The sequence below is a fragment of the Pseudomonas pohangensis genome, from assembly GCF_900105995.1.
In the GTDB taxonomy this organism is placed as follows: domain Bacteria; phylum Pseudomonadota; class Gammaproteobacteria; order Pseudomonadales; family Pseudomonadaceae; genus Aquipseudomonas; species Aquipseudomonas pohangensis.
Genome location: NZ_LT629785.1, coordinates 3,648,362 through 3,674,681 on the forward strand (window position 1 = coordinate 3,648,362; position 26,320 = coordinate 3,674,681).

Consider the following 26,320-nt stretch of genomic DNA (forward strand, 5'->3'; position numbering starts at 1 on the left):
CAGTGCCTGACAATAATTCCATCGAGAAGCCCGCCACCCATGTCCTCCGTGCCTTTGAGTGCCCCTGCGGATGCCCGTCCGCTGAACCGCAGCGATTACAAGACCCTGTCCCTGTCTGCCCTTGGCGGCGCGCTGGAGTTCTACGACTTCATCATCTTCGTGTTTTTCGCTGCCGTGGTCGGCAAATTGTTCTTTCCGGCGGACATGCCCGAATGGCTGCGGCAGTTCCAGACCTTCGGCATTTTTGCCGCCGGCTATCTGGCCCGCCCGCTGGGCGGCATCATCATGGCGCACTTCGGTGACCTGCTCGGACGCAAGCGCATGTTCACCCTGAGCATCTTCCTGATGGGCGTACCGACGCTGGCCATGGGCCTGCTGCCGACCTACGCGCAGATCGGTATCTGGGCACCGCTGGCCCTGCTGCTGTTGCGCATCATCCAGGGCGCGGCGATCGGTGGCGAGGTGCCGGGGGCCTGGGTGTTCGTCTCCGAACATGTGCCGTCCCGGCACATCGGTTTTGCCTGCGGCACGCTTACTGCCGGATTGACCAGCGGCATTCTGCTCGGCTCGCTGACCGCGACACTGATCAACAGTGTCTACACCCCGGACGAGGTGCTGGACTGGGCCTGGCGTCTGCCGTTTCTGATTGGTGGCGTATTTGGCCTGTGTGCCGTGTATCTGCGCCGCATGCTCAGTGAAACCCCGGTATTCGCCGAGCTGCAGCAGCGCAAGTCGCTGGCTGCCGAGCTGCCACTGAAGACGGTACTGCGTGAGCATCGGGGTTCGGTGGTGCTGTCGATGCTGCTGACCTGGGTGTTGTCGGCGGCCATAGTGGTGGTGATCCTGATGACCCCGACCCTGTTGCAGACGATCTATGGCTTCGATGCCGCGACCGCGCTGAAGGCCAACAGCCTGGCCATCGTCTGTCTTTCATTTGGCTGTGTGGCAGCCGGGGCAATGGTCGACCGCATCGGCGCCGGGCCGGTGCTGCTGGCCGGTGGCCTGTTGCTCGGGTTCACCGCCTGGACCTTCTACAGCTGCCTGCAGCAGCACCCCGACTGGCTGTTCCCGCTGTACGCGCTGACCGGGTTGCTGGTCGGCACCATCGGTGCGGTGCCGTTTGTCATGGTCAACGCCTTCCCGGCAGTGGTGCGCTTTTCCGGCCTGTCGTTTTCCTACAACCTGGCCTACGCCATCTTCGGCGGGCTGACTCCGCTGGTGGTGTCGCTGCTGATCAAGTGGGACCCGCTGGGACCGGCCTACTACGTGGTGACGCTGTGCGGTCTGTCGGTGCTGATCGGCGCTTATCTGCGCGGCAAGGGCCGCTAACAGACGGTGAGCGTAGGGTGGGCTTCAGCCCACCGAGGCGCTGGGTCAACATGGTGGGCTGAAGCCCACCCTACGCCCTCCCTACGCCCACCATAGGTGGACTCCACAACTCGGCCAGTAACGGCTAGGCTCTAGCCACTCGCCAACAAGTCACGGCAAGGATGCCTCGACATGTCAGATTACCGCCGCAGCCTTGTGCCGGGCGGCTGTTTCTTCTTCAGCGTGGCACTGGCTGATCGTCAGTCCAGTCTGCTGGTGGATGAAATAGCGCGCTTGCGGCACGCTTATGCCATCACCCGGGCCACTCTGCCATTTACCACCCTGGCCATCTGCGTCTTGCCCGAACACCTGCATGCAATATGGGCGCTACCGGCGCATGACAGTGATTACGCGCAACGCTGGGCCTTGCTGAAAAGCAGTTTTTCCCGTGGCTTGCCGCTGGCCGCGCGGCTTAGCCTGAGCCAACGGCACAAGCGCGAAAAGGGTCTCTGGCAACGCCGCTATTGGGAACACCGGATTCGCGATGCCGAGGATCTGCAGCGACATCTCGATTACCTGCACTACAACCCGGTCAAACATGGTCTGGTCGAGCAAGTTAAGGATTGGCCCTACTCCAGCTTTCATCGTCATGTGCGCCAGGGGCTGGTACCGGTGGACTGGGGTGGCGGTCCGGACGCAATCCGCATTTCAAGCGGAGAGCCGGAACCGTAGGGTGGGCTTCAGCCCACCAGTCGCCTGTTTCTGCAGAATTTACTCCGCGCTGACCCGCCACACGGTATTGCCGACATCGTCGGTCACCAAGAGCGCGCCCTGCTTATCCACCAGCACATCCACCGGACGGCCCTGGGCCTGGCCTTCGGCATTCAGGAAGCCGGTCAGCACATCGACCGGCATGCCTGCGGGCTGGCCATCGCTGAACGGTACGAAGATCACCTTGTAACCGCTGTGTGGCTGGCGGTTCCACGAGCCATGCTGGCCGACAAACAGGCCCTGCTGCAGGCCGGGTAGCTTGCTGTTGGCGGCGAAGGCGATGCCCAGCGAGGCGGTGTGCGGGCCCAGTGCATAGTCCGGCACCAGCGCTTTGGCGACCATCTCCGGTTTTTGCGGCTGCACGCGCTGGTCGACATGCTGGCCGTAGTAGCTCCACGGCCAGCCGTAGAAGCCGCCATCCTGCACCGAGGTGATGTAGTCCGGCACCAGGTCGCTGCCGATTTCGTCGCGTTCATTCACCGCAGTCCAGAGCACGCCGGTCTGCGGCTCCCAGGCCAGGCCGTTGGGGTTGCGCAGACCGCTGGCGTACAGGCGCTTGCTGCCGCTGGCCCGCTCAACTTCCCAGATCGCCGCCCGCCCTTCCTCGATATCCATGCCGTTTTCGCCAATGTTGCTGTTCGAGCCGACGGTGACGTAGAGCTTGCTGCCGTCCGGGCTGGCGATGACATTCTTGGTCCAGTGATGGTTCAGACCGGCCGGCAGGTCGGTGATCTTGCTGCCGGATGCCGTGATTTCGGTCTGCCCCGGCGCATAGGGAAAGCGCAGCAGGGCATCGGCATTGGCCACGTACAGGTCATTGCCGACCAGGGCCATGCCAAACGGTGAGTGCAGGTCTTCGAGGAAGGTCGTGCGCAGGTCGGCGACACCGTCGTGATCGGTGTCGCGCAGCAGGCTGATGCGGTCGGCGCTGTCCACGCCGGCACCGGCGCGGGTCATGATCAGATCGCCAATCCAGCTCTTCAGGTTGAAACCCGAGTCACGGCGCGGTTTGTTGCTTTCCGCCACCAGCACATCGCCGTTGGGCAGCTGGTACAGCCAGCGCGGGTGATCCAGACCCTCGGCAAAGGCGTTGACCCGGGTGCCGGCCATGCTTTGCGGCTTGCTACCGGCTGGCCAGCCCACCGCCTTGGCGATGTTCACCGTAGGCAGCAGGTCCTGCACCGGCGGCGGCAGTTGCGGGCTGGGGCCAGTGCCCTGCTCGACGCTCAGGGTGGCTTGCTCGGCACAGGCGGAACTGGCGATGGCGAGCAGGGCGAGGGGCAGCAGGCGGGCAGAGGTCATGGTGTTCTCCTTGGGCAGCGGACCTGCAGAAAAATCTGCACGTTCATCCAACTGTAATAAACGACTCATAGAGTGTCGCTACGGACTGAAACCCAGATACCGGTGGAACCTATCTTCTCAGGAGAAAGCTATGAAACTGAAGCATTTGATGAGCGCCCGTTTGATACGCAATGTGGCCTTTGTCGCCGCCGGCGCGGTCAGCGTCAGCGCAATGGCCAATGTTGATCCGGCAATTCCGGCCTACAGCAAGGTCAGCGGCGTATCCGGCAACCTGTCCAGTGTCGGTTCCGATACCCTGGCCAACCTGATGACGCTGTGGGCTGAAGCCTACAAAAAGCAGTACCCCAGCGTGAATATCCAGATTCAGGCTGCCGGTTCTTCTACCGCGCCACCGGCGCTGACCGAAGGCACATCCAACCTCGGCCCGATGAGCCGCAAGATGAAGGATGTCGAATTGCAGGCCTTCGAGTCCAAGTACGGTTACAAGCCCACCGCAATCCCGGTGGCAGTCGATGCCCTGGCGGTATTCGTCAACAAGGACAACCCGATCAAGGGGCTGACCATGGAACAGGTTGACGGCATCTTCTCGGCCAACCGCCTGTGTGGCGGACCCAGCATCAACACCTGGGGTGATCTGGGGCTGACCGGTGACTGGGCGAACAAGCCGATCCAGCTGTTCGGCCGCAACTCGGTATCCGGCACCTACGGTTACTTCAAGGAAGAAGCCCTGTGCAAAGGCGACTTCAAGAACAACGTCAACGAGCAGCCGGGTTCCGCCTCGGTGGTGCAGTCGGTCAGCCAGTCGCTGAACGGCATCGGCTACTCGGGCATCGGCTACAAGACTTCCAGTGTGCGTGCGGTAGCGCTGGCCAAGCGTGGCAGCACGGACTACGTCGCGGCCGATGAGGCGCATGCGCTGGACGGTACCTACCCGCTGGGCCGCTTCCTGTATGTCTATGTGAACAAGGCACCGAACAAGCCGCTGGAGCCACTGGAGCTCGAGTTCATCAAGCTGGTGCTGTCGCAGGAAGGCCAGCAGGTGGTAGTCAAGGATGGCTACATCCCGGTTCCGGCCAAGGTTGCGGCCAAGGCCCTGGAAGCGCTGAGCAAGTAATACCCGGCAATAGCCACCCCCAATGGAGATCGCAGCTACCCGATTGGATGCTGCGGCAGGGAAGCATCTTCGAGGCCAGGTCTGATCCTGGCCTCTGTTTTTTCCAGCGGATGACAGGCGCTCCCGGCGACTGTCATCTGGCTGTCATATTTCGTGGTTAGGGTGTGCGCATGACCGATCCGGCAGTTAATCCAATGACGACTTCTTCATCACGAATCGATTTCAACACCCCGGCCCTGCAACGCAAGCGCCGGCTGCGTGCCCTGAAAGACCGCCTGACCAAATGGTATGTACTGGTTGGCGGGTTGGCCGTGCTGGCCACCATCACGCTGATTTTCTTTTATCTGGCCTACGTGGTGTTGCCGCTGTTCAGTGGCGCTGAACTTACCGAGCGTGAGGCGCAGACACCGGCCTGGTTACAGCACGCCGGCAAACCCCTGCTACTGGCCATCGAGGAGCAGAACCAGATCGGTCTGCGCATTTCCGATCAGGCCGAGGCGGTATTCTTTACCCTGGCCAGCGGCGCTGAACTCAAGCGCGTCAGCCTGCCGATCCCGGCCGGAGCCGCCATGGTGTCACTGCAGCAAGGCCTGCCCGGCAGTGGCCTGCTGGTTGCGGGCCTGAGCGATGGTCGCGCGCTGGTGTTCCGCCACAGCTACAAGGTCAGCTATCCGGATGACAAGAAAACCATCACCCCGGAGATCGAATACCCCTACGGTGAAGCACCATACTTGCTGGACGAGAAAGCCCGGCCACTGGAGCATGTGAATGTCTCGGCGGCAGACGGCCAGCTGCTGCTGGCGGCTTCCACCGGTAGCGAGCTGCATCTGTTGCAGCTCAGTGAAAGCGAAAACATGATGACCGGCGAGATCGAGCGGGTGCAGCAACGCATCGCCCTGCCGCAACTGGCCGAGCCGATCAAGGCGCTGTATATCGATGTGCAGAGCAACTGGCTGTTCGTGCTCAACGGCCGCTCGCATATGGATGTGTTCAATCTGCGCAAGCGTACCCTCAATGGCCGCTACGAGCTGGCGCAGGACGCCAGCACCGAGGTCACGGCCAGCAGCCAGCTGCTGGGCGGTATTTCCCTGCTGATCGGTGATTCCAGAGGCGGCATTGCCCAGTGGTTCATGGCACGTGATGCGGATGACGAACAGCGCCTCAAGCACATTCGCGACTTCCAGCTGGGCGCCGCGGCAATCACGCAGATTGCGCCGGAAGAACGGCGCAAAGGGTTTCTCGCGCTGAACGCCAGCGGTGAGCTGGGCGTATTCCACAGCACCGCACACCGCACCCTGCTGATCGAGCCGGTAGCCAAAGGCAGCGACATCTTCGCCCTGTCGCCGCGTGCCAACCGCGTGCTGGTGGAAGAGGGCAACCAGCTGCTGCCGTTCAGGCTGGAGAACGAGCACCCGGAGATTTCCTGGAGTTCGCTGTGGAGCAAGGTCTGGTACGAAAGCTACCCGGAGCCGATGCATATCTGGCAATCGACGGCCGCAACGGTTGATTTCGAGCCGAAGATGAGCCTCGCACCGCTGACCTTCGGCACGCTCAAGGCGGCGTTCTACGCCATGCTGCTGGCGGCACCACTGGCGATTGCGGCGGCCATCTACACCGCCTACTTCATGGCACCGGGTATGCGCCGCAAGGTCAAGCCGGTGATCGAGCTGATGGAGGCATTGCCGACGGTAATCCTCGGTTTCTTTGCCGGGCTGTTTCTGGCGCCCTATGTCGAGGCGCACCTGCCGGGCATCTTCAGTCTGTTGCTGCTGACGCCGCTGGGCATCCTGCTGGCCGGTTTTCTCTGGACCCGTCTGCCGGAACGACTGCGCCAGCGCGTACCGGATGGTTCGGAAGCGGCGATCCTGCTGCCGGTGGTACTGCTGATCGGCTGGTTTGCCCTGGGCATGAGCCCGCTGCTGGAAAGCTGGTTCTTCGGTGGCAACATGCGCATGTGGATCTCCAATGACCTGGGCATTCACTTCGATCAGCGCAACGCCCTGATCGTTGGCCTGGCCATGGGTTTTGCGGTGATTCCGAACATCTACTCGATCGCCGAGGATGCGGTGTTCAGTGTGCCCCGCAGCCTGACGCTGGGTTCGCTGGCGCTGGGCGCCACCGCCTGGCAGACCCTGACCCGGGTGGTGATTCTGACCGCCAGTCCGGGCATCTTCTCCGCGTTGATGATCGGCATGGGCCGCGCCGTCGGCGAGACCATGATCGTGCTGATGGCCACCGGCAACACGCCGATCATGGACGCCAACCTGTTCGAGGGCATGCGCACCCTGGCCGCCAACGTGGCGGTGGAAATGCCGGAGTCCGAGGTGGGCGGCTCGCACTATCGCGTGCTGTTCCTCTCGGCGCTGGTGCTGCTGACCTTCACCTTCGTCATGAATACCCTGGCGGAAATCATTCGCCAGCGGCTGCGGGGCAAGTATGCGTCCCTATAAATCGACGGCGCAGCCGGCCCTACCGCTGACCCTCGCCCGTTACGGCAGCGGGTGGCCCGCAGGTTCGGCAGCGGGCTGCTGCGGTTTGTACCAGCCTTCCAACCGTTCGTCCCTCTGCCCGCAGGGTGAGAGTACTGCCAACAAGGTGAGAACCCAGTGAAACAGCAGAATCTGAAATCCTGGATCAAGAGTGGTGCGCCAGGTATCTGGATCAGCGGTGGTGCGGTGTCCATCGCGGTGATCATGACCCTCGGCCTGTTGCTGCTGATCGCCTACCGTGGCCTCGGCCACTTCTGGCCGGCGGACCTGATGCAGGCACGCTATTCGATCCCCGGACAGGAGTCGCGGCTGATCCTCGGCGAGCTGGTCGAGGCTGAGGAAGTCAGTCGCGCACGCTTGAAAAGTGCCGGGTTCCCGGTAGCTGATGATGGTCCCGAGTTCATGACCCGCGATCTGCTCAAGGTCGGCAACCGCGATGTCAACGGCAGTGACTTCACCTGGGTGATCGGCAACTGGCTGAGCGAGCAGAGTTATCCCGACGAGCTGATTGCGCTGGAGCGCCGCGAGTGGGGCAACTTCTACGGCTACCCGGTCAGCCTCAAGCAGGACGGCCAGCTGGTGGCTGAAGGGGCAGCGGTATGGCCGGCGCTTGAAGAGCGGCTGCAACGTACCCGCAGTCTGTCCGAGGCGCTGCGCAAAATTGAAAAAAAGGACGTCAACGCAATCAATCACGGCCTTGAGCGGCTGCGCCTGAAAACCCGCAAGCTGGAGCTGGAAGGCACTCTGGACGCCGCGGCGCAGGCGGATATCGATGCCCAGCGTGCGGAATTCGAGGAGCGCTACAAAGTGCTGGAAAGCGAGCTGGGCAGACTGCATGTGGAGGTCTCACGCGATACTCTGGTGCTGCGCGAGATCGGCGGCCAGGAAAAGGAAATCAGCCTGGGCAATATCGTCAAGGCGCTGCAACCGAACAACATGTCGGTGTTCGCCAAGATCAAGACCTATTTTGCCAACCTGTGGTCCTTCCTCAGCGACGACCCGCGTGAGGCGAATACCGAGGGCGGCATCTTCCCGGCCATTTTCGGTACGGTGATGATGACCATGCTGATGGCGGTGATCGTCACCCCGTTTGGCGTGCTGGCGGCGGTGTACCTGCGCGAGTATGCCAAACAGAATGCCTTGACCCGGGTGATCCGCATCGCCGTGAACAACCTCGCCGGTGTTCCGGCCATCGTCTACGGTGTATTCGGCCTGGGCTTCTTCGTCTATGTGCTGGGCGGCTCGCTGGATCGGCTGTTCTTCCCCGAAGCCCTGCCGGCGCCGACTTTCGGTACGCCCGGGCTGCTCTGGGCCTCGCTGACGCTGGCGATTCTCGCCGTGCCGGTGGTGATCGTGGCTACCGAAGAAGGTCTGGCGCGTATCCCGCGTGCCCTGCGCGAAGGTTCACTGGCACTCGGCGCGACCAAGGCGGAAACCCTGTGGAAGGTGGTGTTGCCGATGGCCAGCCCGGCAATGATGACCGGCCTGATCCTCGCCGTGGCCCGTGCTGCCGGCGAAGTGGCACCGCTGATGCTGGTCGGTGTGGTCAAGCTGGCGCCGGCATTGCCGGTAGACGGCAACTATCCTTATCTGCACTTCGACCAGAAGATCATGCACCTGGGCTTTCATATCTATGATGTCGGCTTCCAGAGCCCCAACGTCGAGGCGGCCCGGCCGCTGGTCTATGCCACGGCGCTGCTGCTGGTGCTGGTAATCGCCTTGCTGAATATCTCGGCGGTGAGCCTGCGCAACCATCTGCGCGAAAAGTACAAATCACTGGAACACTAGAATCAGCCTGCTCGCGGCAAATGCCGCCAGCAGCGGGCCAACGGCTTGAATGGAGAGCATCATGCAACAGCAACCGCATACCCACGGCATTGATATCAGTGCCCTCAAGCGTGACCAGCAAAGTCTGGACATGGGCCACGAGACCGTGGCTATCGACGTGCCCGGCCTGAGCCTGCATTACGGCTCGAAGCAGGCGCTGTTCGACGTCAAGATGCAGATTCCGCAGCAGCGGGTGACGGCCTTTATCGGCCCCAGCGGCTGTGGCAAGTCGACCCTGTTGCGCTGCTTCAACCGCATGAACGATCTGGTGGATGGCTGCCGGATAGACGGCGAGATTCGTCTGGATGGCGTCGACATCAATGCCCGTGAGGTGGATGTCGCCGACCTGCGCCGGCGGGTCGGCATGGTGTTCCAGAAGCCCAACCCGTTCCCCAAGAGCATCTACGAGAACGTGGCCTACGGTTTGCGCATCCAGGGCATCAACCAGAAGCGTATTCTCGATGAAGCGGTCGAGCAGTCACTGCGCGGCGCGGCGTTGTGGGACGAGGTCAAGGATCGCCTGAACGAGTCGGCGCTGGGCATGTCCGGTGGCCAGCAGCAACGGCTGGTGATTGCCCGTACCATCGCCGTGCAACCCGAAGTACTGTTGCTCGACGAGCCCTGCTCGGCACTCGACCCGATCTCCACGCTCAAGGTCGAGGAGCTGATCCACGAGCTCAAGCGCAAGTTCACCATCGTCATCGTTACCCACAACATGCAGCAGGCGGCGCGAGTGTCCGATTACACGGCATTCATGTACATCGGCAAGCTGGTCGAGTTTGGCGACACCGATACCCTGTTCACCAATCCATCGACCAAGCAGACCGAGGATTACATCACCGGCCGCTACGGCTAGCGTTCCGGCCATGTGAAAGCGCGCCAGGCTGTGTCGGCGTCGCTTGCCGTACTGGCTGTACAGTTTGCGCGACGCCTTCTTGCCCGGCACGCTTTCCCAAGAGCCGGACGTGAACTTTCAAATGCTTTTGCAAGGGTTCAATCATGATCAACAAAGACAGCCTTACCCAGCACATTTCCGCCCAGTTCAACGCCGATCTCGAGTCGGTGCGCAGCAATCTGCTGGCCATGGGCGGTCTGGTTGAAAAGCAGGTCAACGATGCGGTGACCGCGCTGATCGACGCCAACTCCGAACTGGCGACCACGGTGCGGGCAACCGATACGGAAATCAACCAGATGGAGGTCTCCATCGACGAGGAGTGCATCCGCATTCTGGCCCGCCGCCAACCGGCGGCTTCGGACCTGCGGCTGATCATCGGCATTTCCAAGTCGGTGATCGATCTCGAGCGCATCGGCGACGAAGCCAGCAAGATCGCCAAGCGCGCCCTGCTGCTTTCGGAAGACGGCGAAGCGCCCCGCGGTTATGTGGAGATCCGCCATATCGGCGATCAGGTGCGGCGCATGGTGCAGGAAGCACTGGATGCCTTTGCCCGCTTTGATGTCGATCTGGCCATGTCGGTTTCGCAATACGACAAGAACATCGACCGCGAGTACAAGAGCGCCCTGCGCGAGCTGGTCACCTACATGATGGAGGACCCGCGCTCGATCACCCGCGTGCTCAATGTGATCTGGGTACTGCGCTCGCTGGAGCGGATCGGTGACCACGCGCGCAACATCGCCGAACTGGTGGTGTACATGGTGCACGGCACCGATGTGCGGCATAAAAGCCTGCTGCGCAACAAGCAGGATGCGGATAGCGCCGAATAACTCGGACGGCTTGCCGCGTACTGCCAGCAACGCCCTGCTGGTGCCGCTCTGGCACCAGTCGGTTTTCCCTGCAGCTTGGCTCCCGCAGTCTTGCGGGAGAGCGTTCAGCCCAGCCGCTGCAGCAGCAGGAAGCCCATCATCAGCACCGAATTGACTGCCCAGGCCGCGGTCAGGAAGCGGGCAATTTCGCCGTGGGCGGGATTCTCCACATTCCAGCTGCAATGCCAGATGCTCATCAGAATCCAGGCGGTGTAGGCCAGCACAATCGCAAACATCAGTACCACCGTGCTCAGTGCGGCACCGCTCAGATACACGAACAGGCTTGCGCCCCACAGCAGCTGGCTCAGCACCACGCCGTACAGCCAGAACACCAGGCGCAGCGGCTTGTCGAGAAGTACTGGATCAAAAGGTGAAGTTTTCATCTGTGAGCCTCCGGAATACAAGAAGCCTTGCAGGCATCAGCTTCAGTGCTTGCCGGGAGAGACCGGGCAGATTGTCTGAAGCACGGCAGCCGGGGGTGAGTAGACCCCTCTGGCAGGCACCTGACGGCGCCGCTGCAGCAGAACGCCGCAGCCTTTTCTAACCCTAGTACACAGCGATGGGACGGGCAAATTGTCAGCCCGTGAAAGGGTTTGCCGGGCTGTTCAGCCGGTATTACCGCGTGCCGGCAAACAGCCCGCGCCGGCCTGGCGGCTTTGGACTGGGTCACATTGCCGGCGTTGCGTGGTCGCCAGCACGGGTTGCGACTGCTAGGCTTTTGCATCCTGCTTGCAATTTCGAATTGGCTGTCATGTTCAGGAATCTGCTCAACTCACTGTTCCCGCTGAATCTGCGCGCCTTGTGCGGCGCTTTACTGATGCTGCTGGCTGCGCTGGTTCAGGCGCAGACCCCGACCATCTACAAGCATGTCGCCGCGGACGGCTCGGTGACTTATACCGATCAGGCCCTGCCGGGGGCTTCGGTGTTCGAGCTCAACGACAACATGGTCGAGCAGCTGGATCTGCAGGTACGCCTGGAAACCATAAAGTACGAAGCCGGCGAAGCGCTGGTGGTGCACAACGACCTGTATGCCCCGGTACAGATCGAGCTGGCAGTAAGCAATGTCAGCAATGCGCTGGGCGCGCCGGAGCAGCCGATTCCCTGGATACTGCTACCGCGCAGCAAGATCCGTCTGGTCAGTCTGGCCCCGCGTGATCCGCAGCAACCGATGCGCTACACGCCGAAACTGCGCTATGCGCTGGGTGATCCGCGCCTGCTGCCGAAGAACAACCCCTACCCGTTGCCCTGGATTGGCGGGCCGTTCCAGCTGACCCAGGGTGCCAACGGCCAGTACAGCCACTTCACCCCCAAGGGCCGTTATGCGCTGGATATCGCCATGCCTGAAGGTACGCCGATCATTGCCGCCCGCAGCGGCGTGGTGGTGAAAACCGAGAACCATCAGAGTGGTCGTGGCCAGAACCCTTCGGGCAATTTTGTACGCATCCTCCACGATGACGGCACCATGGGTGTCTACCTGCACCTGATGCGCAACTCGGTGGCGGTCAGGGAAGGCCAGCGGGTCGAGCTGGGCGAGAAGCTGGCACTGTCCGGCAATACCGGCAACAGCACCGGCCCGCACCTGCACTTCGTGGTGCAGCGCAATGTCGGCATGGCCCTGGAGTCGATCCCGTTCAATTTTGCCCAACCGGTCGACAGCCTGCCCAACTTTGCCGTGATGAGCAGATAGCATCACCGCCGACCGCCTCGCCAGTCTGGCCAGCGCGAATGCCCGTCCAGACACCGCTGCCGGATATGCAAAGAAAACACGCCGGACACTAGCTAGCATCCACAGTCTGTCCCGTCGCTTCTGCCGCAGAGCTGGTACTCGGCGCGGCAGCTGCATGGCTGCTTGCCGCCAGTGATCTGCCTGCAGCAAGCGGACAACTACCAAGGCTTCCGGAGTCAGCAACATGCGGCGCCCCTTTGTCACCCTCTATGGCCAGCAGCTTTCCTGGTATTCCACCAAGGTGCGGGCCTATCTCAAGTTCAAGGGCATCGACTTTTACGAAGAGTCGCCCACGCTGGTCACCTACTACTGGACCATCCCGCGGCGCTTTGGCGACCCGGCGATGCCGGCAGTGGTACTGCCCGACGGCGAGTGGCTGCAGGACAGCAGCCTGATCATCGAGCGGCTGGAGGCCATGTATCCCGAGCCGTCCATCGTGCCGGAGGATCCGCTGCTGCGCTTTAGCGCCGGACTGCTCGAACTCTGGGCTGACGAGTTCTGGCACGTGGCGGCCGTACATACGCGCTGGAGCTACCCGGAGCAGAACTACCCGTTGTGGGAAGCCGAAATGGGCCGCGGCTTTGCGCCCTGGTTGCCGCGCTGGATGCAGCGCCGGCTGGCGCGGATCCCGAAAAAAATGATGCTCGACTACTTGCCCGAGCTGGGTATCGTGCCCGGGCAGATACCGCTGATCGAGCGCTGGATCGCGCGTCAGCTCGACCTGCTCGATGCGCACTTTGCCGGCATGCCCTATCTGCTCGGCAGTCGCGCCAGTGTTGCCGACTTTGCACTGTTCGGTCCGCTCGACGGGCATATCTATCGTGATCTTTCTTCGCGCGCGGCACTGATCGATTCACGCCCGCACCTGCATGCCTGGATACAGCGCCTGAGCACGCGCAAACCCCAGCCCTGGCCGGGCGAGTTTATCGACAGCGAGCAGTTGCCAGCGACGCTGGAACCGTTGCTGCGCGATCTGTTTCATGAAATGACGCCCTACCTCCAGGGACTGCTGGCAGATGTGCGGGCCCTGCTGCCCGGGCTTGCGCCGGGAGCGCGCCTGCCGCGCGCAACAAGCAGGATCAGCTTTCCCTTCGCCGATGGCCGGCAGTACCGCATGGGTATGCCCTACGCATTGTGGATGACCCAGCGCCTGCTCGATCAATGGCGCGCAATGCCCGGCCCCGAGGCTGCCAGGGTGGCCGCTGCACTCAAGCCGTACGGGAGCGAGGCGTTTTTCGCGCTGGACATTCCGCGCCTGCAACGGCGCGGGCTGCACGCTGCGCCGGCGTAACGGGCAGCGCTGTATAACCTCGATGCCCTCGCGGTGGACGTACTGTTCAGCCGCTGCCTAGTCCAGCCGGACCACCTTGGCCAGGAGGATTTTCGGGCCGCGCATCTTTTTCACAATGATGCGCAGACCTTCGGTTTCAATCACTTCCTCGGCTTCGGGTACGCGGTTCAGGGCTGCGTAGATCAGCCCGGCGAGGGTGTCGGCCTCGACGTGGTCGAGATCGATACCGAGCAGGCGTTCGACCTTGAACAGCGGCGTGTCGCCCCGTACCAGCAGTTTGCCCGGCTGGTAGGCGAGGATGCCGCGCTCGGCCTTGTGGTGTTCGTCCTGAATATCGCCGACCAGTGCTTCCAGCACGTCTTCCATGGTCAGGAAGCCGACCACCTTGCCATCGGCTTCCTCCACCAGCGCAAAGTGCGCGCCGCCCTGACGAAACTGCTCGAGCAAGGAGGACAGTGGCAGGTGCTTGGAGACGCACTCCAGCGGGTGCAGCAGTTCGCGCAGGTTGAATGCCGAGGGCAGCATCTCCAGCAGTGACAGGTGCAGCAGCAGGTCCTTGATGTGCAGCACACCGATGAATTCGCCGCTGCTTTCATCGAGCACCGGGTAACGGCTGAATTTGTGCCGGCGGAACAGACTGAACACTTCGTCCAGTGCTGCCGTGCTTGGCAGAAACACCAGGTCTTCGCGGGAATTGGCCCAGTCGACTACTTCCAGCCCGCCCAGCTCCACCGCCGACGCCAGCACGCGCATGCCCTGATCGCTGGGGTCACTGGCGCGACTGGAGTGCAGAATCAGTTTCAGTTCTTCGCGGTTGTAATGGTGCTCATGGTGCGGCCCCGGCTCGCCCTGCCCGGCGATGCGCAGGATCGCGTTGGCGCTGGCATTGAGCAGATAGATCGCCGGATACATCAGCCAGTAGAAGGCATATAGCGGAGCGGCGGTCCACAGCGAGAGCAGTTCCGGCTTGCGGATCGCCCAGGACTTGGGCGCCAGCTCGCCGACCACGATGTGCAGGTAGGAAATGATGAAGAAGGCGCTGAAGAAGGCTGCACCGTGCAACAGTTTCGGCGAGTCCACACCCAGCCAGGCAAACAGCGGTTCGAGCAGGTGAGCGAAGGCCGGCTCGCCGACCCAGCCCAGGCCCAGTGAGGCCAGGGTGATGCCCAGCTGACAGGCTGACAGGTAGGCATCCAGCTGGTTATGCACGGTGCGCAGGATATGCCCGCGCCAGCCGTGTTTACCGGCAATGGTTTCGACGCGGGTGCCGCGCAGTTTGACCATGGCGAACTCGGCGGCGACGAAAAAGCCGTTGAGCAACACCAGAAACAGGGCGAAGAGGATCAGGCCGACATCGGCAAAGTAGCTGGCAAAGGTAACGCTGGAGGTAGGGTCCATGGGGACTCGGAATAGCCAATGACGGCCCAAGGGTGCCGTTGACGCGGTCGCTTTGCAAGATGCCGGAAAGCCGGTAGCTGCTGTCAGGACGCCTGTGCGGCGAGGGCGGCCGGCGCAAAGTGGCAGGTGAAGGTGCTGCCCTCGCCCAGTTTGCTGCGAATTTCCAGCCGGCCGCTGTGGCGCATCAGCACATGCTTGACGATCGCCAGGCCCAGTCCGGTGCCGCCCGTGCTGCTGGAGCGGCTGGAGTCGACCCGATAGAAGCGCTCGGCCAGGCGCGGCAGATGGCGTGCTTCGATGCCGATGCCGCTGTCCTCCACTGCCAGATGACCGCCGAGGCTATCGCTCCACCAGCGGATGCGGATGCTGCCCTGCGCCGGGGTGTATTTCACCGCGTTGAACACCAGGTTGGAAAAGGCGCTGTGCAGTTCTCTTTCGCTGCCCTTGAGCTGACTGCCGGGGCTGACGTCGAGACTGATCTGGTGCTGCCCGGCAGAAAGGCTGCGGGCATCGTTGAGTATCTGCTGCAAGAGTACGCAGAGATCGACCGGCTGTGCTTCGGAAGGATGATCGCTGGCTTCCAGCCGCGCCAGCAGCAACAGGTCGTTGAGCAGCTGCTGCATGCGATTGGCCTGGCCCTGCATCTGCTGCATGGCGCGCAACCAGCGCGGACTGAGCTGCTCGGCGTGGTCAAGCAGGGTTTCCAGGTAGCCTGAAATCACCGTCAGTGGCGTACGCAGCTCATGGGAGACATTGCTGACGAAGTCCTTGCGCATCTGGTCGAGCAGGTGGATGCGCGTGATGTTGCGCACCACCAGCAGGTGATCGTTGTTGCCGAACAGGGTGATCTGGAATTGCAGTTGCAGTTGTTCATTCACCGGTGAAGCCAGTTCCAGCGGCTCGTGAAAATCGGCCTGGCGGAAATACTCGGCAAAGTCCGGATGACGCACCAGATTGGTGATCGGCTGGCCAGTGTCCTTGTCCGCTTTGAGCCCCAGCAGGGTTTCCGCCGCCGGGTTCCACCATTCCAGGTTGCCGCGGTTGTCGAGCATGATCACCGCATCGTTGAGGGCGGCGGTTGAGCTCTGGATACGGGAAATAACCGCTTGCAGGCGCTCGCGCGAGCGTTCGTTGCGCCGTTGCAGGCGGTAGATGTTGTCGAATATCTCGCCGAGCAGACCATTGCTTTCCGGTGGCGGCGTGCTGTCGTCGGTCTGTGACGCTTGCAGCCAGCGCTGCAGGCGCAGCAGTTCGCGCAGAATCCACAGCAGGTAACCGCCAAGCCCGAGGGCCACCATCCAGCCGTACAGGCCGGTGATCCAGCCTGCGGTCAGGCTCGCGCCAAGGATCAGCAGCAGACGCCGAACCAGGGAACCCTGCCAGTTCTGTTGCATGTTCGTTCAGAGCCTGTTCAGGATTTGGTGGAGAAACGATAACCGGTTCCACGCACGGTCTGCACCAGACTTTCGTAGGTTTTGCCCAGGGCAATGCGCAGCCGGCGGATATGTACATCCACGGTGCGCTCCTCGACATAGACGTTGCCACCCCAGACCTGGTCGAGCAGCTGGCCACGGGTGTAGGCGCGCTCCTGGTGGGTCATGAAAAATTGCAGCAGGCGGTATTCGGTCGGGCCCATGTCGGCCGGTTCGCCGTCGATGGTCACGCGGTGGCTGAGCGGATCGAGCAGCAAGCCGTCGATTTCCAGCGGTGCATCGTTGTCGGCCGGGCCGGCGCGGCGCAACACTGCTTTCAGGCGCGCAACCAGTTCACGCGGTGAGAACGGCTTGGTGATGTAGTCGTCGGCGCCGACTTCCAGGCCCTGGATCTTGTTGTCCTCTTCGCCCTTGGCGGTGAGCATGATGATCGGGATCTGCGCAGTCAGCTCGTCGCGCTTGAGCCGGCGGGCCAGCTCGATACCGGTACTGCCGGGCAGCATCCAGTCGAGCAGCATCAGGTCGGGCTGGCGATCGACGATGCTCGCCAGCGCCTCCTGGCTGTTGGCGGCTTCCACGCAGTCATAGCCGGCCATTTCCAGTGCCACTGCGATCATCTCGCGGATCGGTGCTTCGTCGTCAACGATGAGAATTGTCTTGCCAGTCATGCGGGAGCCCCGGGGGTCACTTAGCTTCAGGTTTGATGGCATTAGATAACGGAATTATTGCAGTCATGTGACAGCATGCAGGGCGTCAGCCGGCCAGTGCGTAGTCGAGGACTATCCCGGCAAAGATCGCCAGCCCGGCCCAGTGGTTGTGCAGGAAGGCCTGGAAGCAGGCCTGCGGATCGCGGCGGCGGGTCTGGTGGAATTCCCAGAGGAAACAACCGGCCGCTACCAGCAGACCGAGATGGTAGTACAGGCCGAGCTGGAACCGCTGGCCGGCCAGCAGCAGGCAGAACAGCGCCAGCCCTTGCAGGATGGCGATGATCACGCGGTCGGCATCGCCGAACAGGATGGCGGTGGATTTAACGCCGATCTTCAGGTCATCGGCGCGGTCGGTCATGGCGTAGTAGGTGTCGTAAGCCACGGTCCACAGCAGGTTGGCGCTGTACAGCAGCCATACCTCGGGGGGCAGCTCGCCGGTCTGGGCGGTGAAGGCCATCGGCATGCCCCAGGAGAATGCCGCGCCGAGTACCACCTGCGGGTAATAGGTGTAGCGCTTCATGAACGGATAACAGGCGGCCAGCGCCACCCCGCCGAAAGACAGCCAGACCGTCATGCTGTTGGTCAGCAGCACCAGCACAAAGCTGCTGGCGAGCAGCAGGCAGAACAGCAGGATTGCTTCGCGCGGCAGGATTTTGCCGCTGGCCAGCGGGCGCTGGCGGGTGCGGCTGACATGGCCGTCAATCTTGCGGTCGGCGAAGTCGTTGATCACGCAGCCGGCCGAGCGCATGAGGATCACGCCGACCACGAAGATCAGCAGATTGGCCAGGCTCGGCGCGCCCTTGCCGGCGATCCACAGTGCCCACAGGGTCGGCCAGAGCAGCAGGTAGATGCCGATCGGCTTGTCCAGACGCATCAGCGCAATGAAATCGCCGGCGCGCGGGTGCAGGTGATTCAGCGATAACAACAGTTTCTGGTACATGCGCGGTCTCCGGTCGATCTGCGGCGAATTATAGGGTGTCACGGCTGGCGCATGACGGGTTGGGCTGCCGATGGTCTGCGCTGCCCAGATAATGCCGCGTTTTGCCGCCGCCTATGACTGCCCGGCGGCGACCCAGAACGCCGGCAGGAATACCTCGGCAACCAGCACGGCCAGTTTGCCGCGGCGAAAGCACGAACGGCGAGCCCACAAGTCGTCGCTGCGCACTTCGGCGGGCAGCCAGTCGGCGGGATAATGGCTGGCTTCCAGTTCGCCGCGCTGGAACGCCCGGTCGCTGAACAGCAGTTCACCCAGCGAGCGGCTGCCGAGTTGCGCCAGGTCCAGTCCGGAGCCTTCCAGCGCGCTGCGCGCGGCCACGCTGCGGGCAAACACCCAGGGCTCGCCGTTGCCGCGCAGAAAAACTTCGCGCACCCAGCCTTGTGAGTTGGTTGGCACGCCGAGTGCGTTAGTTTCGTCCAGCCGCAGGGTTTGCCAGCCTTCCTGTAAGGGCGTGACGCTGAAGCAGTCGTGGCTGATTTGGGTCAGGCGGCGGGTCAATGACTCCTGATCGAACAGCCATTGCTGCTGCGTGGCAGAGAGAGCCGGATGCAGTTGCGCGGCGGTCTGCCACTGGTGTGGCTGGGCAAGTAGGGTATGCGGCACGGTGGTGGGGCTTGTCGGCAGAACAGGCGGCGAGCTTAACACGCTGTTCCGGCGTAGACGGCACCCGCTTGCGTCGGGCTGGCGGGTAGGGTGCCAACGCACAGCTATACGGTATGATCACCCCCGATTTTTTTGATAACAGCGGTAGAGGATTTGCTTGATGAAGAAGTGGCAGTGTGTGGTGTGTGGGCTGATTTATGACGAAAGCGAAGGCTGGCCGGACGATGGCATCGCCCCGGGGACCCGCTGGGAAGATGTGCCAGCCGACTGGCTGTGCCCGGACTGCGGCGTGGGCAAGGCCGATTTCGAGATGATCAGCATCAACTGATCCCGTCCCCCCTGAACAACTGGAGCACCCGATGAGCGCACCCCTGGTAATAGTCGGTACCGGTCTGGCCGGTTACAACCTGGCCCGCGAGTGGCGCAAGCTCGACAGCAGCACGCCGTTGCTGCTGATCACCGCCGATGACGGGCGCTCCTATTCCAAGCCGATGCTGTCTACCGGCTTCGGCAAGCAGAAGGATGCCGACGGGCTGGCCATGGCCCAGGCCGGTGCCATGGCCGAGCAGCTGAATGCCGAGGTGCGCACCCATACGCGGATTACCGGCATCGACCCCGGGCACCGGCGCCTGTGGATCGGTGAAGAAGCGGTGTCGTACCGCGATCTGGTGCTGGCCTGGGGCGCCGAACCGATCCGTGTGCCGGTTGCCGGCGATGCTGCGGAACGGGTGCTGCCGGTCAATGATCTGGAAGACTACGCACGCTTCTGCCAGGCCGCTGCCGGCAAGCAGCGGGTGCTGGTGCTCGGCGCCGGGCTGATCGGCTGCGAGTTTGCCAATGACCTGACGGCCGGCGGCTATCAGGTCGAACTGGTGGCACCCTGCGAGCAGGTCATGCCCGGTCTGCTGCCGCCCGAGGCGGCCGGTGCGGTGCAGGCCGGACTGGAAAGTCTGGGTGTGGGTTTTCACCTCGGCCCGGTACTCAACAGCCTGCAATATGCCGGCGAGCGCCTGCTTGCCGAACTGTCCGACGGCACCCGCATCGACTGTGATCTGGTGCTCTCGGCCGTCGGCCTGCGCCCGCGCACGGCACTGGCCGAACAGGCCGGGCTGGCTTGCGGGCGCGGTATCAGTGTCGATCGCCTGCTGCAGAGCTCCCACGCGAATATCTACGCCCTCGGCGACTGTGCCGAGGTGGACGGCCTCAGCCTGCTCTATGTGATGCCGTTGATGACCTGCGCCCGGGCGCTGGCGCAAACCCTGGCGGGCAACCCGACCCGGGTCAGTTACGGGCCGATGCCGGTCACCGTGAAGACCCCGGTGTGTCCGCTGGTGGTGTCACCGCCGCCGCGCGGGACTGCCGGCAGCTGGCAGGCCGAAGGCTCGGGGCGTGACCTCAAGCTGCTCTGCCGGGCGGCCGATGGCAGCCTGCTGGGCTACGCACTGACCGGTAGCGCTGTGCAGGAGAAACTGGCACTGAACCGCGAGTTGCCGGCGCTGCTGGCCTGACCGGCGATATTTCTGCAGGTCAGTTCAAAAATTCTGCCGGCAATCTGCCCGCTGTGACTGGCGCGGTGGCGGGAGGCGTGCCATTCTCCCCTGAGTCTGGCACTTGCGTACCTGAAGTGCCGCGCTGGCAGCCGCCCGGATCAAGCGGCTCCATTACAACAATAAAATTGCACGAGGCATTTATGCGCAAACCCGAACTCGCCGCTGTTATCGCTGACAAGGCCGACCTCACCAAGGATCAGGCCAGTCGCGTTCTCACCATCGTTCTCGACGAAATCACCAATGCACTGAAGCGCAAGGACAGCGTAGCGCTGGTCGGTTTCGGTACCTTCCTGCAGCGTCACCGTGGTGCGCGTACCGGGAAAAATCCGCAAACCGGCGCGCCGGTGCAGATCAAGGCCAGCAACACCGTGGCCTTCAAGCCGGGCAAGGCGCTGAAAGACGCCGTCAACTGAGCCACTGCCCGGAGCTGTTCCGGCTCCGGGCACCCCTTGTCGTTTCACCGCCCGCCCACACTTGCGTCCGGCATTACGCCGGCAGCGGTTCTGCCGGGTCGGTGACTGAGGCTGCAGCCGGTAGCGTTGCGATAATCCGCCCGGCCTGTTGCTGATCAATACCCAGGCGCGCAAACAGTGATTGGCTCCACGCGTCAGCTGCTGCCTGTGCCGTGCCTTGGGCGGCAATCAGTTGCCGGGTCAGGCACAACAGGTTGGCGTACTGCGCATGCGCTCCGCAGTAGCCCGGATCGTTCTGGAAGCGCAGCGCGCTGGCGAGCTCTGCTGGCAGGTCCCAGTTGCGCATCAACCAGCTGCCCAGTTGCTCGCGGCGAATGCCCAGCAGTTGCTGTTCTACGTAGCTGTGATGCACATGCGGATTGACCTCCAGTTGCTGGTCGAGCAACGGAATTTTCTCCGCAAAGGCATGTGTCAGCAGCACCAGGCCGATGTTGTGCAGCAGCCCGCAGAGGCTGGCGAGGCCAACTTCCGGGCGCTGCGCCGCCGGCATGGCCTGACACAGCAGGCGCATGATAGTGGCGGCCTGCAGCATCTGCGGCAGGCATTGGTTGAGTGGTTGCGGGCTATGGCTGGCTTCCCGCAAGGATTTGTCCACGGCCAGCCCCAGCGCCAGATGGGTACCCAGATCAAAGCCGAGCACGCGGACCATGGCGTCTTCCACCGAACGGGCCTTGCCGGCTGCCGCGAAACTGGCCGAACTGGTGCAGCGCAGCAACAGCTGAGCCAGCCCGGGATCGCTTTCCACCAGTTTGCTGATGTCGTCTACGGTGGCGTCCGGGTCAACCCGCAATTTGAGGATTTTCTGGGCGCAGGCTGCCAGTGGCGGAATTTGCAGGGCGTCATCCAGGCGTTGTGCAAAGCTGCTGCCGTTGTTAAGGCTGATGGCCTGACGGATTTGCGCAAAGTCCTGGTCGGGGTGATCCAGATTCAGTGCGATAGTGTCCAGCGGCACGGCAAAGCTGGCGCTGCGGGCATTGCCGAGCAAGCGGGCGAAATCTGCACTGGACAGTTTCAGCAGCAGCCCCGGCTGACCCGAAGCCACCAGCAGGCTCGGCTGTTGCAGCAGACGCTTGTCGTACAGGCAGGGCGCGCGGGTCAGCGGCGGCAAGCCGGGCATGCAGCCCAGCTGCTGCTTGTCGAGCATGCGCTGCAGGCCTTCGGGTCTGAGCGGCCGCAGGCTGCGCCCGGTAAGTTCAGACAGTAGTAGCAGATCAAGCAATTGATCCCTGCTGAACAGCAGCAGCACGCTGCCGCGGGAATCCTCCAGCAGTGCCGTTTGCACGCACTGCCCCCGGGCAATGCCGGGCTGCTCGGGTACTTCACACAGCGCTATGCCGAGGGTGTCGAGCAGGCGACGAATGAATGCCGGTGCGTGCGGGGTGCCATCAGCCATGCGGGGTATCCGGTGTGGGCAGTTGAGCAAGTATATGCACTGGAAACGCCGTCCGTGCTGTCACGCAGCGGGCGCAGCCGCGCGCCCGTTCAGACCTGTCCATACTGCTGTCCATGGCGTAACCAGCGCTCCAGTAATGGGCTGACATGCTGCGGCCAGCGTTCGAGCAGGGCCTGTGCGGCATCGCGTACCGCCGGCAGCAGATCGGCATCGCGCAGCAGGTCGGCGACCTTGAACTGTAGCAGGCCGGTCTGCCGGGTGCCGAGCATCTCGCCGGGCCCACGCAGTTCCAGATCCTTCTCGGCAATCACGAAGCCGTCGGTGGTTTCGCGCATGATTGCCAGTCGCTGGCGGCCCAGTTGCGACAGCGGCGCCTGGTACAGCAGCACACAGTGGCTGACCGCACTGCCGCGGCCTACCCGGCCGCGCAGCTGGTGCAGCTGGGCCAGACCGAGGCGCTCGGGGTTTTCGATGATCATCAGGCTGGCATTGGGTACGTCGACACCGACCTCGATCACCGTGGTGGCAACCAGCAGGTGCAGCCGACCCTGTTTGAACTCATCCATCACTGCGGCCTTTTCCGCCGGCTTCATGCGCCCGTGAATCAGCCCGACAGCCACCTCCGGCAGGGCCGCCGCCAGTTCGCTGAAGGTGGTTTCGGCGGCCTGGCAGGTGAGTTCCTCGGATTCCTCGATCAGGGTACAGACCCAGTACACCTGGCGCTTGTCACGGCAGGCCGCGCGCACCCGTTCGAGTACTTCGCCACGCCGGCTGTCGCCGATCACCAGGGTATTCACCGGGGTGCGTCCGGGCGGCAGTTCATCGAGGATCGAGGTATCCAGATCGGCGTAGGCACTCATCGCCAGGGTGCGCGGAATCGGTGTGGCGGTCATGATCAGCTGGTGCGGACAGAGCCGGCCGTCGATGCCTTTCTGGCGTAGCGCCAGGCGCTGCTGCACGCCGAAGCGGTGCTGCTCGTCGATGATCGCCAGCGCCAGGCGCTGGAACTGCACTTCCTCCTGAAACAGTGCGTGGGTGCCGATGACCATCGGCGCCCCGCCGGCAATCTGCGCCAGGGCTGCGGCGCGCGCCTTGCCCTTGAGCTTGCCGGCCAGCCAGGCGACTTCGATGCCTAGCGGTTCGAGCCATTTGCTGAAGGTCAGGAAGTGCTGTTCGGCGAGCAGTTCGGTCGGTGCCATCAGCGCCACCTGATAGCCGGCCTCCAGCGCCTGCAGCGCGGCCAGGGCCGCAACCACCGTCTTGCCGGCGCCGACATCGCCCTGCACCAGGCGCAGCATCGGTTCGTGCTGGCTGAGGTCATAGGCAATTTCCGCCGCCACCCGCTGCTGGGCGCCGGTCAGCTGGAAGCCCAGCCCTTGCAGAAACTGCTGTGGCAGCTGGCGTGCCAGCGCCAGAGCCGGTGCCTGCTGGGCCCGCACGGCCTGGCGTAGGCGCTGCAGGGAAAGCTGATGGGTGAGCAGCTCTTCGAAGGCCAGCCGCCGTTGTGCCCAGTGCTCACCTGCGGCCAGCTGCTCCAGATCGGCACCCGCCGGTGGCCGGTGCAGATAGCGAATCGCCTCATCCAGCGGGCCGAGTTGATATTCGCTTGCCAGCTCGGCGGGCAGCCAGTCCGGAAGGCTGTGCGGTCCGAGGCGCGCCAGTGCCTGTTCGCTGAGCTGGCGCAGGCGTTGCTGGGTCAGGCCCTCGGTGGTCGGGTAGATCGGTGTCAGCGTCTGTTCCACCGCCGGGCGCTCGCTGCCACTCAGGGCACGGTATTCCGGGTGGTAGATTTCCAGCCCGGAGGCACCGGCACGGGCTTCGCCATAGCAGCGCAGGGCGGTGCCGCGCTTGAGGCCGTCTTTCTGCGCCTGGCTGAAGTGGTAGAAGCGCAGACTGAGCAGGCCGCTGCCGTCCTGCAGACGCACCAGCAGGCTACGGCGGCGGCCCATGACGATATCGGCACCGGCGACCACGCCTTCGATCACCGCATCCTGACCGGGACGCAGGGCGCCGATCGGCGTCACGCGGGTACGGTCCTGATAGCGCAGCGGCAGGTGAAAAAGAATGTCCTGCAGGTTTTCCAGGCCGACCCGGGCAAATTTTTCCGCCAGCGCCGCGCCCACGCCCTTGAGTGTCGTGAGCGGAACCTGTGCCAGTTCAGTCATGAATTCAGGCGTCTTTGCGGTCGGGGTGGCTGACGGAGCAGAGGCGGATGGAGTCGGCGAGCATTTCGATCGCCTTGGGCCGCGGGAAACTGGCACGCCAGGCGATGGCCACGGTACGCAGCGGCACCGGCGCGCTGAACGGACGGATTTCCAGAATGCCGGGTGCATAGTGGTGACTGTCGACGGCCGACAGCGGCAGCACCGAGACGCCGAGTCCGGAAGCGACCATGTGGCGTATGGTTTCCAGCGAGCTGGATTCGACGGTGGTGTGCAGGTGACCGCTGCCGCCTTTGCCGGTGGCCGGGCAGGCTTCCAGTACCTGGTCGCGGAAACAGTGGCCTTCGCCCAGCAGCAGCAGGCTCTTGTCGTTGAGCTGCTCGATGTCGATGCTGGCTTTGGCCGTCCACGGATGGTCGGAAGGCATCAGCACACAAAAGGGTTCGTCGTAGAGCGCCTTGGTCAGCACATCGGCTTCCTGAAACGGCAGCGCGATGATGATGGCATCCAGTTCACCGTTGCGCAGTTTGTCGCGCAGTACGTGGGTGAAATTTTCCTCGATGTACAGCGGCATGTTCGGCGATACCTTGTGCAGCTGCGGTATCAGGTGCGGAAACAGGTAGGGGCCGATGGTGTAGATGGCGCCGACCTTGAGCGGCGCGGCCAGCTGGTTCTTGCCGGCCTGGGCCAGTTCGCGGATGCCCTGCGCCTGCTCCAGTACCTTCTGAGCCTGGGCGACGATGGTTGCGCCGACCGGCGTCAGCCGCACGGCACTCTTGCTGCGCTCGAACAGCATCACGCCGAGTTCGTCTTCCAGCTTCTTCACGCCGACGGACAGGGTCGGCTGGCTGACATGGCAGCGCTCGGCGGCATGGCCGAAATGCTGTTCCTGAGCCAGGGTGACGATGTAGCGCAGTTCGGTGAGTGTCATAGTCAATATCCATTAGAAGAGCCTGAAGCATAGCCGTTACTTTTCAGGACTGCCAAGCAGTGCTGGCGTTAATTGCATCCGGCCTGGCTGCTGCCAGCGTCGGCCAGGCTGTTTGCGCAGCTGGCACAGGCGCTGTCCGCGGAGTAGCCTGCATGCTTTGTCTGTTGGAGACATGTATGCCTACGACTCTGCTGATTGCCGGTTGCGGCGATGTTGGCGGGCGCCTGGCCGAGCGCATGCTGGCGGCGGATTTTCGTGTGTATGGCCTGCGCCGTTCGGTAGCGGCATTACCGGCGGGTGTACTGCCGGTGGCCGCCGATTTGCACAATCCCGAATGCCCGCGCGACTGGCCCGTGGCCGAGCTGGATTACCTGGTGTATTGCGCAGCGGCCAGTGAAAGCAGTGAAAGCGGTTATCAGGCGGCCTATGTCGATGGCTTGCGCCATGTGCTTGGCTGGTTGCGCGAAACGGGCCAGTCACCGCGCCGGGTACTGTTTGTCTCCAGCACCAGTGTCTATGGCCAACAACAGGGCGAGTGGGTGGATGAGGACACGCCGGTACAGCCACAGGGCTTTTCCGGACGCATTCTGCTCGAAGCTGAACAGCTGCTGTTGCACAGTGGCGTGCCCGCCAGTGTGGTGCGCTTGAGCGGAATTTACGGGCCGGGCCGCAGCTGGTTACTGAATCAGGTGCGCCAGGGCTACCGGGTCGCCAGTGAGCCGCCGCTGTATGGCAACCGCATCCATGCCGACGATGCGGCAGGCCTGTTGCAGTTTTTGCTGCAGGCTGACCAGCGTGGCGCGGTGCTGCAGGATATTTATATCGGCGTGGATGACTGCCCGGCGCCCTTGCATGAAGTGGTCGGCTGGCTGCGCGAGCAGCTGGGAGTCAGCGGTTGGGCGGCTGAAGCCAGCGTGAGCCGTGCCGGCAGCAAACGCTGCCGCAACAGCCGCGCGCGCCAGCTGGGCTGGGTACCGCGTTACGCCGACTACCGCGAGGGTTACGCGGCGATGCTGGCTGCAGATGCGCTTTGAGCAATAAGCGCCGCCGGGCAAAGATCAGCCGCGCCCCTGCGCAGGACGCC

General features: G+C 63.2%; 23 protein-coding genes. 13 read left to right on the forward strand and 10 right to left on the reverse strand.

Going from position 1 to position 26,320, the window contains the following annotated elements; genetic code table 11:
* Positions 1-39 precede the first annotated feature (39 nt).
* On the forward strand, positions 40-1,329 hold the full coding sequence (locus BLT89_RS16945) for an MFS transporter (protein ID WP_090198218.1): 1,290 nt from the start codon (positions 40-42) through the stop codon (positions 1,327-1,329).
* Positions 1,330-1,500: 171 nt separating this feature from the next.
* The gene (locus BLT89_RS16950) at positions 1,501-2,040 is read left to right on the forward strand and encodes an REP-associated tyrosine transposase (protein WP_090198221.1); all 540 of its coding nucleotides are present in this window, start codon (positions 1,501-1,503) and stop codon (positions 2,038-2,040) included.
* 39 nt (positions 2,041-2,079) lie between these two features.
* Here the strand turns inward: BLT89_RS16950 and BLT89_RS16955 are convergent, their stop codons facing one another.
* A complete protein-coding gene (locus tag BLT89_RS16955; protein ID WP_090198224.1) occupies positions 2,080-3,381 on the reverse strand; it encodes a PQQ-dependent sugar dehydrogenase in 1,302 nt (433 codons plus the stop codon).
* A gap of 130 nt (positions 3,382-3,511) precedes the next feature.
* Between BLT89_RS16955 and BLT89_RS16960 the strand changes: the two genes are divergently transcribed.
* The 5 genes from BLT89_RS16960 to phoU all read left to right on the forward strand — a co-directional run bounded on the left by BLT89_RS16960 (position 3,512) and on the right by phoU (position 10,533).
* A complete protein-coding gene (locus tag BLT89_RS16960) occupies positions 3,512-4,495 on the forward strand; it encodes a phosphate ABC transporter substrate-binding protein PstS family protein (protein WP_090198228.1) in 984 nt (327 codons plus the stop codon).
* Between the two features lie 170 nt (positions 4,496-4,665).
* Positions 4,666-6,945, forward strand: a complete 2,280-nt coding sequence (locus BLT89_RS16965) for an ABC transporter permease subunit (RefSeq protein WP_090198230.1) — start codon at positions 4,666-4,668, stop codon at positions 6,943-6,945.
* 156 nt (positions 6,946-7,101) lie between these two features.
* The gene (gene pstA, locus BLT89_RS16970; protein WP_090198232.1) at positions 7,102-8,772 is read left to right on the forward strand and encodes a phosphate ABC transporter permease PstA; all 1,671 of its coding nucleotides are present in this window, start codon (positions 7,102-7,104) and stop codon (positions 8,770-8,772) included.
* Between the two features lie 61 nt (positions 8,773-8,833).
* Positions 8,834-9,667 carry a phosphate ABC transporter ATP-binding protein PstB gene (gene pstB / locus BLT89_RS16975; protein ID WP_090199177.1) on the forward strand — a complete coding sequence of 278 codons (834 nt, stop codon included), beginning with the start codon at positions 8,834-8,836 and terminating at the stop codon, positions 9,665-9,667.
* Between the two features lie 143 nt (positions 9,668-9,810).
* On the forward strand, positions 9,811-10,533 hold the full coding sequence (gene phoU / locus BLT89_RS16980) for a phosphate signaling complex protein PhoU (protein ID WP_090198234.1): 723 nt from the start codon (positions 9,811-9,813) through the stop codon (positions 10,531-10,533).
* A 104-nt stretch (positions 10,534-10,637) separates the two neighbouring features.
* Here phoU and BLT89_RS16985 read toward each other — a convergent pair whose 3' ends face one another.
* Positions 10,638-10,955 (reverse strand): hypothetical protein, encoded by a 318-nt coding sequence (locus BLT89_RS16985; protein ID WP_090198236.1) that lies wholly within the window; start codon positions 10,953-10,955, stop codon positions 10,638-10,640.
* Positions 10,956-11,389: 434 nt separating this feature from the next.
* Here BLT89_RS16985 and BLT89_RS16990 point away from each other — a divergent pair, with 434 nt between their 5' ends.
* Both BLT89_RS16990 and BLT89_RS16995 read left to right on the forward strand, forming a co-directional pair.
* Positions 11,390-12,259: a peptidoglycan DD-metalloendopeptidase family protein gene (locus tag BLT89_RS16990; protein WP_090199179.1), complete on the forward strand. Its 870-nt coding sequence runs from the start codon at positions 11,390-11,392 to the stop codon at positions 12,257-12,259.
* A gap of 223 nt (positions 12,260-12,482) precedes the next feature.
* Positions 12,483-13,589 carry a glutathione S-transferase family protein gene (locus BLT89_RS16995; protein WP_090198238.1) on the forward strand — a complete coding sequence of 369 codons (1,107 nt, stop codon included), beginning with the start codon at positions 12,483-12,485 and terminating at the stop codon, positions 13,587-13,589.
* Positions 13,590-13,646: 57 nt separating this feature from the next.
* Here BLT89_RS16995 and BLT89_RS17000 read toward each other — a convergent pair whose 3' ends face one another.
* The 5 genes from BLT89_RS17000 to BLT89_RS17020 form a co-directional block, all read right to left on the reverse strand.
* A complete protein-coding gene (locus BLT89_RS17000; protein WP_090198241.1) occupies positions 13,647-14,987 on the reverse strand; it encodes a hemolysin family protein in 1,341 nt (446 codons plus the stop codon).
* An 83-nt stretch (positions 14,988-15,070) separates the two neighbouring features.
* The gene (phoR, locus tag BLT89_RS17005) at positions 15,071-16,381 is read right to left on the reverse strand and encodes a phosphate regulon sensor histidine kinase PhoR (RefSeq protein ID WP_090198245.1); all 1,311 of its coding nucleotides are present in this window, start codon (positions 16,379-16,381) and stop codon (positions 15,071-15,073) included.
* Between the two features lie 17 nt (positions 16,382-16,398).
* Positions 16,399-17,088: a phosphate regulon transcriptional regulator PhoB gene (gene phoB, locus BLT89_RS17010; RefSeq protein ID WP_090198247.1), complete on the reverse strand. Its 690-nt coding sequence runs from the start codon at positions 17,086-17,088 to the stop codon at positions 16,399-16,401.
* A gap of 85 nt (positions 17,089-17,173) precedes the next feature.
* Entirely contained in the window at positions 17,174-18,067 is an 894-nt protein-coding gene (gene ubiA, locus BLT89_RS17015) for a 4-hydroxybenzoate octaprenyltransferase (protein WP_090198250.1), read from the reverse strand.
* Between the two features lie 111 nt (positions 18,068-18,178).
* Complete coding sequence (locus BLT89_RS17020) at positions 18,179-18,727, reverse strand: chorismate--pyruvate lyase family protein (protein WP_090199180.1); 549 nt, start codon at positions 18,725-18,727, stop codon at positions 18,179-18,181.
* A 160-nt stretch (positions 18,728-18,887) separates the two neighbouring features.
* On the opposite strand from BLT89_RS17020, the gene BLT89_RS17025 reads away from it, so the two are divergent.
* From BLT89_RS17025 to BLT89_RS17035, 3 genes are all read left to right on the forward strand, one after another.
* Positions 18,888-19,055 carry a rubredoxin gene (locus BLT89_RS17025; protein WP_090198253.1) on the forward strand — a complete coding sequence of 56 codons (168 nt, stop codon included), beginning with the start codon at positions 18,888-18,890 and terminating at the stop codon, positions 19,053-19,055.
* Between the two features lie 31 nt (positions 19,056-19,086).
* The gene (locus BLT89_RS17030) at positions 19,087-20,235 is read left to right on the forward strand and encodes an NAD(P)/FAD-dependent oxidoreductase (RefSeq protein ID WP_090198255.1); all 1,149 of its coding nucleotides are present in this window, start codon (positions 19,087-19,089) and stop codon (positions 20,233-20,235) included.
* Positions 20,236-20,417: 182 nt separating this feature from the next.
* The gene (locus BLT89_RS17035; protein ID WP_090198258.1) at positions 20,418-20,690 is read left to right on the forward strand and encodes an HU family DNA-binding protein; all 273 of its coding nucleotides are present in this window, start codon (positions 20,418-20,420) and stop codon (positions 20,688-20,690) included.
* A gap of 73 nt (positions 20,691-20,763) precedes the next feature.
* Here the strand turns inward: BLT89_RS17035 and BLT89_RS17040 are convergent, their stop codons facing one another.
* From BLT89_RS17040 to BLT89_RS17050, 3 genes are all read right to left on the reverse strand, one after another.
* The gene (locus BLT89_RS17040) at positions 20,764-22,143 is read right to left on the reverse strand and encodes an aminoacyl-tRNA deacylase and HDOD domain-containing protein (protein WP_090198260.1); all 1,380 of its coding nucleotides are present in this window, start codon (positions 22,141-22,143) and stop codon (positions 20,764-20,766) included.
* An 89-nt stretch (positions 22,144-22,232) separates the two neighbouring features.
* The gene (gene recG, locus BLT89_RS17045; protein ID WP_172829106.1) at positions 22,233-24,308 is read right to left on the reverse strand and encodes an ATP-dependent DNA helicase RecG; all 2,076 of its coding nucleotides are present in this window, start codon (positions 24,306-24,308) and stop codon (positions 22,233-22,235) included.
* Positions 24,309-24,312: 4 nt separating this feature from the next.
* Positions 24,313-25,236 (reverse strand): hydrogen peroxide-inducible genes activator, encoded by a 924-nt coding sequence (locus BLT89_RS17050; protein ID WP_090198266.1) that lies wholly within the window; start codon positions 25,234-25,236, stop codon positions 24,313-24,315.
* 176 nt (positions 25,237-25,412) lie between these two features.
* On the opposite strand from BLT89_RS17050, the gene BLT89_RS17055 reads away from it, so the two are divergent.
* A complete protein-coding gene (locus BLT89_RS17055) occupies positions 25,413-26,270 on the forward strand; it encodes an SDR family oxidoreductase (protein ID WP_090198268.1) in 858 nt (285 codons plus the stop codon).
* Positions 26,271-26,320: the final 50 nt, after the last annotated feature.

Excerpts from the sequence above, each read along its gene's own strand:
- BLT89_RS16945 (WP_090198218.1), top strand. The coding sequence starts at position 40 with ATGTCCTCCGTGCCTTTGAGTGCCCCTGCGGATGCCCGTCCGCTGAAC.
- BLT89_RS16950 (WP_090198221.1), top strand. The coding sequence starts at position 1,501 with ATGTCAGATTACCGCCGCAGCCTTGTGCCGGGCGGCTGTTTCTTCTTC.
- BLT89_RS16955 (WP_090198224.1), bottom strand. The coding sequence starts at position 3,381 with ATGACCTCTGCCCGCCTGCTGCCCCTCGCCCTGCTCGCCATCGCCAGT.
- BLT89_RS16960 (WP_090198228.1), top strand. The coding sequence starts at position 3,512 with ATGAAACTGAAGCATTTGATGAGCGCCCGTTTGATACGCAATGTGGCC.
- BLT89_RS16965 (WP_090198230.1), top strand. The coding sequence starts at position 4,666 with ATGACCGATCCGGCAGTTAATCCAATGACGACTTCTTCATCACGAATC.
- pstB (WP_090199177.1), top strand. The coding sequence starts at position 8,834 with ATGCAACAGCAACCGCATACCCACGGCATTGATATCAGTGCCCTCAAG.
- phoU (WP_090198234.1), top strand. The coding sequence starts at position 9,811 with ATGATCAACAAAGACAGCCTTACCCAGCACATTTCCGCCCAGTTCAAC.
- BLT89_RS16985 (WP_090198236.1), bottom strand. The coding sequence starts at position 10,955 with ATGAAAACTTCACCTTTTGATCCAGTACTTCTCGACAAGCCGCTGCGC.
- BLT89_RS16990 (WP_090199179.1), top strand. The coding sequence starts at position 11,390 with ATGCTGCTGGCTGCGCTGGTTCAGGCGCAGACCCCGACCATCTACAAG.
- BLT89_RS16995 (WP_090198238.1), top strand. The coding sequence starts at position 12,483 with ATGCGGCGCCCCTTTGTCACCCTCTATGGCCAGCAGCTTTCCTGGTAT.
- BLT89_RS17000 (WP_090198241.1), bottom strand. The coding sequence starts at position 14,987 with ATGGACCCTACCTCCAGCGTTACCTTTGCCAGCTACTTTGCCGATGTC.
- phoR (WP_090198245.1), bottom strand. The coding sequence starts at position 16,381 with ATGCAACAGAACTGGCAGGGTTCCCTGGTTCGGCGTCTGCTGCTGATC.
- phoB (WP_090198247.1), bottom strand. The coding sequence starts at position 17,088 with ATGACTGGCAAGACAATTCTCATCGTTGACGACGAAGCACCGATCCGC.
- ubiA (WP_090198250.1), bottom strand. The coding sequence starts at position 18,067 with ATGTACCAGAAACTGTTGTTATCGCTGAATCACCTGCACCCGCGCGCC.
- BLT89_RS17025 (WP_090198253.1), top strand. The coding sequence starts at position 18,888 with ATGAAGAAGTGGCAGTGTGTGGTGTGTGGGCTGATTTATGACGAAAGC.
- BLT89_RS17030 (WP_090198255.1), top strand. The coding sequence starts at position 19,087 with ATGAGCGCACCCCTGGTAATAGTCGGTACCGGTCTGGCCGGTTACAAC.
- BLT89_RS17035 (WP_090198258.1), top strand. The coding sequence starts at position 20,418 with ATGCGCAAACCCGAACTCGCCGCTGTTATCGCTGACAAGGCCGACCTC.
- BLT89_RS17040 (WP_090198260.1), bottom strand. The coding sequence starts at position 22,143 with ATGGCTGATGGCACCCCGCACGCACCGGCATTCATTCGTCGCCTGCTC.
- recG (WP_172829106.1), bottom strand. The coding sequence starts at position 24,308 with ATGACTGAACTGGCACAGGTTCCGCTCACGACACTCAAGGGCGTGGGC.
- BLT89_RS17050 (WP_090198266.1), bottom strand. The coding sequence starts at position 25,236 with ATGACACTCACCGAACTGCGCTACATCGTCACCCTGGCTCAGGAACAG.
- BLT89_RS17055 (WP_090198268.1), top strand. The coding sequence starts at position 25,413 with ATGCCTACGACTCTGCTGATTGCCGGTTGCGGCGATGTTGGCGGGCGC.